Annotated in this window: 5 protein-coding genes; 2 read left to right on the top strand and 3 right to left on the bottom strand. The window is 65.1% G+C overall.

Features of this window, described 5'->3' with window-relative positions; all coding sequences use genetic code 11:
* Together WC739_RS24840 and WC739_RS24835 are read left to right on the top strand one after the other, a co-directional pair.
* Positions 1-237, top strand: a 237-nt coding sequence (locus tag WC739_RS24840) for a leukotriene A4 hydrolase C-terminal domain-containing protein (RefSeq protein ID WP_372955638.1), incomplete at its 5' end; no start/stop codon positions are given.
* A 76-nt stretch (positions 238-313) separates the two neighbouring features.
* The gene (locus tag WC739_RS24835; protein ID WP_372955637.1) at positions 314-1,225 is read left to right on the top strand and encodes an alpha/beta fold hydrolase; all 912 of its coding nucleotides are present in this window, start codon (positions 314-316) and stop codon (positions 1,223-1,225) included.
* Here the strand turns inward: WC739_RS24835 and WC739_RS24830 are convergent.
* The 3 genes from WC739_RS24830 to WC739_RS24820 form a co-directional block, all read right to left on the bottom strand.
* Positions 1,222-2,055, bottom strand: a complete 834-nt coding sequence (locus WC739_RS24830) for a sterol desaturase family protein (protein WP_372955636.1) — start codon at positions 2,053-2,055, stop codon at positions 1,222-1,224. The genes WC739_RS24835 and WC739_RS24830 overlap by 4 nt on opposite strands.
* On the bottom strand, positions 2,052-2,399 hold the full coding sequence (locus WC739_RS24825; protein WP_372955635.1) for an ArsR/SmtB family transcription factor: 348 nt from the start codon (positions 2,397-2,399) through the stop codon (positions 2,052-2,054). The genes WC739_RS24830 and WC739_RS24825 overlap by 4 nt, the downstream gene beginning before the upstream one ends.
* Before the next feature lie 76 nt (positions 2,400-2,475).
* Positions 2,476-3,870, bottom strand: coding sequence for a M28 family metallopeptidase (locus WC739_RS24820; protein WP_372955634.1), 1,395 nt, complete (start codon positions 3,868-3,870; stop codon positions 2,476-2,478).
* Positions 3,871-3,935: the final 65 nt, after the last annotated feature.

Here is a 3,935-nt window from a genome sequence, read left to right as displayed (position 1 = left end):
GTGCGTAGCGGCTACACCAAGGCGCGTCCGGCGATCACCGAATTCCTCAGCCGCATCGGCCGTCGCAAGCTGGTCATGCCGATCTACGGCGCGCTTGTTGCGACTCCCGACGGGCTGGCTTTCGCCGGGGAAGTTTTCGCCAAGGCGCGCCCGGCCTATCACCCGATCACGATTGGTTCGGTGGAAAAGACCCTGGCCGAAGCCAAGGCCAAGGCCAAGGCCGAGGCCAAGCCTTGAGCTGATGGCGAGAAAGCACGTTGCGTTAGCGGTATCGCTGGGACTGGCCCTGACCACGCTGGGCGTGGCGGGGGCCATGCCTGGGCGCGTTCTGGACGCCGAGTTTGCGCGGCAGCGCTGGCTGGCCGGCGCCAGCGTGCACTCCGTGCGCGTTGGCGACCATCGCTGGACCTACCTGGAAGCAGGCCAGGGTCCGTTGATCGTGCTGTTGCACGGCTTCACCGGCGCCAAGGAGAACTGGCTGCCCCTGATGCGCGAGTTGGCCAGGACGCATCGGGTCATCGCTCCCGATCTGCCGGGCTGGGGCGAGAGCGAACGCCGGGCCGACGAAAGCTACGGACCCAGCGAACAGGTCGAGCGAATTGCGCAATTCCTGCGCCACTTCAACGAGCGACCGGCGCTGGTCGTCGGTCACTCGATGGGCGGCCAATTTCTCGGCTTGCTCGGCGCGCGGCATCCGGACCTGGTCGGACCGATCGCCTTGATGTCGTCGGCCGGCGTCAGGTTCGAGGAAAATTCCTTCGGCCGCGAAGTCATGGCCGGCCGCAATCCGTTCGAAGTGCGCACGCGCGCCGAATTGCATCGTTACCTGGGCATCGTGTTCGAGGATCCGCCATTCGTGCCCTGGCCCGCCGATGAGGCGATGGTGCGCAAGCGGCGGCTGGACGTGCAGTTCGAACAGAAGGTGCTCGATTCGATCGGCCGGGGTCCCGAGGCATTCACGCTGGAGTCCGAAATGGGCCGGATTCGTGCGCCGGTGCTGTTGCTCTGGTGCCGCGATGATCGCGTCATCGACGTCAGCGCCGCGGAAATTTTCCATCGCGGTCTGGCGCAGAGCCAGACCGTGCTGTTCGCCGGCTGCGGGCACATGCCGATGATGGCGCAACCCGGCAACGTCGCCGCGGCCTTGCGCGAGTTCATCGACACCCATTCGGCGGAAGTCACGCCTATCGGCAGCTCCGCGCAGCGCCTGGCTGGGCGCGGTTAGCGTGGGAAATCGCGGCTAAAGCCGCGAAGCACATGGATGTGCGAGTGCCGCGTGAGGCACGATGCCGCAAGCGGCCTCCTACAGGCGGCGGCCCGCGCCGAGGCCGCGCTGCGCATCAGCAGCATGTCGACGATGCCGATTCGGCTGGACGGATCGAAGCCAACTTGTCCGTCGAAGTCCACGCGCGGGTTCTCGAATGTGCCGAACAACTGGTCCCACAATGGCAAGTCGCCGTAGTTGCGCGCATGCCGGTCCCGTTCGTGATGCAGACAATGCGATTCCGGACGCGGGATCACATAGCCCAACCAGCGCGGCGTGCGGATGTTCCAGTGCTGGAACAGGCTGAGCAGCGCCGAGATCACACCCACCAATGCAGCCGCCATCGGCGTCAGGCCAAGCAAGTAAACGCTGGAGCTTGTGCTCGCCGACACCTTCACCAGGACTTCCAGCGGGTGCGCAACGTACGCGCCCAATATGTCCACGCGCAACGCGCTGTGGTGCAGTTGATGCGTGGCGCGCCACAACCAGTCGAAGCGGTGTTCGGCGCGATGAAACCAATACAACAGAAACGTCGCGGCCAGCAGACCCGGCACGACTCCGAGCATGCCCAGGCCGCTCAGATCGAGCCAGCGGCCGGTCTGGAGTCCCGCCAAAGGCAGAAGCAGGGGCGTCAGTGCGCCGATCGCCATCACCAGGAGGAAGAACAGTGTGCCGGTGAGCGCCCATCGGCGCACTGGCTCGAACTGCCTGACGGCAATCCGGGATTCAATGGCGAGCAGGACCAGGAATGCCGCGGGCACGACCAGGCCGACCAAGACTTCAGGTTTCATGACGCCGTCCGATCGCAGCAGAGTGGCACCATCGCCCGAATCAGGGCAGCGATGCCGTCGACGCGGGAGACGATGGCGGGACCGTCGATTTCATAGAACGTGTGCCGACCGTCCGTCTCCGAGCGCAGCAGCCCGGCCCGTTCCATTTGCTGGAGATGCCGCGCGATTACCGATCGGTCTTGCGGCATTTCCGCGGCGATGGTGCCGACATCGGAGCGGCCTTTCAGGATCAGCTGCCGGAAGATCTGCACGCGGGCCGGTTCGCAAAGCGCGCGAAAGAATTCCGTGTCGAGGATGTCGATACTGGCGTTGGCGATTTGGGTGCGGGTGCGGAGTTTTGGCATACGTGGAGCATAGATGCACATTTATGCATATGTCAAGTTTTGGGGAATCGCGGCTGAAGCCGCTCCTACAGGGGCGCTAGTTCTTGGCGCGGGAGGCGTCGCGGGTGGCGCGGAAGGGGTTGCCTTCGCGGTAGTTCGGCCAGGCCTGGCTCAGCGAGAGCGATTTGCCGACGCCGTACAGCGCCGTCAGGTCCTGCACGACGCCGCGCAGGTCCCAGTTCGGGTCGAAGTTGTCGGTGGCCTTGTGATAACGGCTCGCCGTGTAGTCGTCGAGCACGGCCAGGCCGTAGTCGCGACCTTGCTCCACGTGGTCGATGCCGCCCTTGGCGTACAGGGCCGGCACGCCGGCCTTGGCGAAGTTGAAGTGATCGGAGCGGAAGAACGTGCCCTTTTCCGGCGCGCTTTCCTGGACCAGAGTCCGGTTCTGTTTGGCGGCGATCGGCCGCAGGATGTCTTCCAGTTCCGAATTGCCCAGGCCGACCACCACCAGGTCGCGGGTCTGGCCAATCACGGGCATGGCGTCGAGGTTGACCACCGCGACGGTGTTGGCCATCGGCATCACCGGGTGCGCCGCGTAGTAGGCCGAGCCAAGCAGACCGGATTCTTCCAGCGTGACCAGGAGGAAAAGCACGCTGCGTTCGGGCTTGGGCGATTGCACCGTGAACTGCTCGGCGATCTCCAGCACGCCGGCAACACCGGTGGCGTTGTCGATGGCGCCGTTGTAGATGTTGTCGCCCGGCTCGTCAGGATGCGTGCCCAGATGATCCCAGTGCGCTGTGTAGACGATGGCCTCGTGCGGCCGCTTGCTACCGGGCAAGCGCGCGATCACATTGCGCGACGCCGCGAGGCGGATGCTGTTCTTGAGTTTGGCTTCGAACCGCGCCTTGGTCATCGGCACCGCCTTGAAGCCACGCTTGCCGGCGGCCACGCGCAGCGCATCGACATCCAGGCCGGCATCGGCGAACAAGGTTTTCGCAGTGTCGCCGGTGATCCAGCCTTGCAGCGGAAGTCGCGGCGCCGGATCGTCGCTGGGCGCCAGGTCGAACTGCGGGCCGCTCCAGCTGTTCTTGACCACGTCCCACCCGTAACCGGCGCCCGGGGTGTCGTGGATGAGGATGGCGGCCGCGGCGCCTTGCCGCGCGGCTTCCTCGTACTTGTAGGTCCAGCGTCCGTAATAGGTCATGCGCCGGCCCTCGAACAGGCTGGCGTCGTTGCTGTGGAATCCCGGGTCGTTGATCAGCATGACTACGGTCTTGCCCTTGACGTCGATGCCGGCGTAATCGTTCCAGCCCTGCTCCGGTGCATTGACGCCGTAGCCGACAAAGACCATCGGCGCGTTGCCGACATGGACATCAGCGGCGCCGGTGCGCGTGGTCAGCACCATCTGTTCGCCGAAGGCCAGGTCGTGGGATTTTCCGGCCACCCGCACGGACATATTGCTGTTAGCCAGGTCGACCGTGGTTTCGACCATCGGCACGGTCTGGAAATAGCTGTCGCCGTTGCCGGGCTGCAAACCCAGACGCTGGAACTGCTCGC

The sequence above is a fragment of the Mesorhizobium sp. genome, from assembly GCF_041661565.1.
Classification (GTDB): Bacteria; Pseudomonadota; Alphaproteobacteria; order Rhizobiales; family Rhizobiaceae; genus Mesorhizobium.
This window is presented reverse-complemented; position numbering and strand designations above follow the sequence as displayed.